Here is a 1,121-nt window from a genome sequence, read left to right as displayed (position 1 = left end):
TGTAAGAGGTCATGACGTTGTTGACTCGGGCCGGGGCCAACGAGGCCGGAGGGGCGTCCCCGCAGGAGGTATGAGGCCGATGGTAGTTGTAGTGGTTCACCCACACGGCCAGCGCCTCACGCCGAGCTGTCTCTGAGGTATACGGGCGGGCGTAGAGGACCTCATCGACCATCAGCCGGTTGTACCGTTCGACCTTCCCGTTATGGCGCGGGGTGTATGGGCGGATCCGGTGGTGCCGGCCCCCGAGCGAGACCACCTTCGCGGTGAAGTCCGCAGCCCGATAGTTGTTCCCGTTGTCCGTGACCACCCGGTCCACGGTGATGCCGTGGGCGGCGAAGAACGCCCGCGCCCGGCAGAAGAACCCGATCGTGGTCACCGTCCGCTCATCCTCCAACGCCTCGGTGTAGGCCAGGCGGGTGAACCCGTCGATCGCCGAGTGCAGGTAGGTGTAGCCGACCCGTCGGCCAGGCCCGCGCTTGGCTGCTCGCGCGTTCTCGGAGTCCCGGCCGTGAGCACGCCAGCCGCCCCCGTCAGGGATGCGCCCGATTTTCTTCACGTCCAGGTGCACCATGTGCCCCGGGCCGCGGGCGGTGATCTTCTGCGGTCGTTGGCGCAGGTCCTCACCCGTGGGCGCGAGGTCTGGCAACCGGGAGATGCCCAGCCGGTGCAGCCACCTGCCCACCGTTCGGAGGCACACCCGGTGGCCTTCAGAGACGAGGTGGTGATGGATGCGGCGGGCTGACCACTTCTCCCTGCGACGCAGGGTCTGGATCTGGGCCACCACCTCGGGGTCGAGCTGGGCGGGAGAGCGTCGTGGCCGGCAGGAGCGGTCTTGCAGTCCTGCCTCGCCTTCGGCACGGTAGCGGGCGACCCAGGTGGCCACCGTGGGGCGGCTGACGCGGAACTCGGCGGCGACATGGGCTTGGGGGATCCCGTCGTGCAGGTGGCGGTGGACCATCCTGAGACGGCCGGTGGGGGTCAGGGGTGCGTTAGCGTGGGTCATGAGCGGGCTCTTTCCAGCGGATGGGTTGTTGAGGAACTTCCATCCTGCCGGGCGGGGCCCGCTCGTCTCATCTCAGCCCGGGCCTCGTGCCAAGAACCTCATGACCCACAACACCTAG

At 68.2% G+C, this 1,121-nt stretch carries 1 protein-coding gene; it reads right to left on the bottom strand.

Annotated elements, in window-relative coordinates; translation table 11 throughout:
- Window positions 1–1,003 (bottom strand): IS481 family transposase (locus tag MA879_RS12260; protein WP_248126884.1); only part of this gene is annotated, 1,003 nt, incomplete at its 3' end.
- Window positions 1,004–1,121 lie beyond the last annotated feature (118 nt).

It is taken from the genome of Micrococcus lacusdianchii (genome assembly GCF_023155805.1).
Classification (GTDB): Bacteria; Actinomycetota; Actinomycetes; order Actinomycetales; family Micrococcaceae; genus Micrococcus; species Micrococcus lacusdianchii.
The sequence above is the reverse complement of the archived record's forward strand: the minus strand, read 5'-3'. Positions and strand labels throughout refer to the sequence as shown.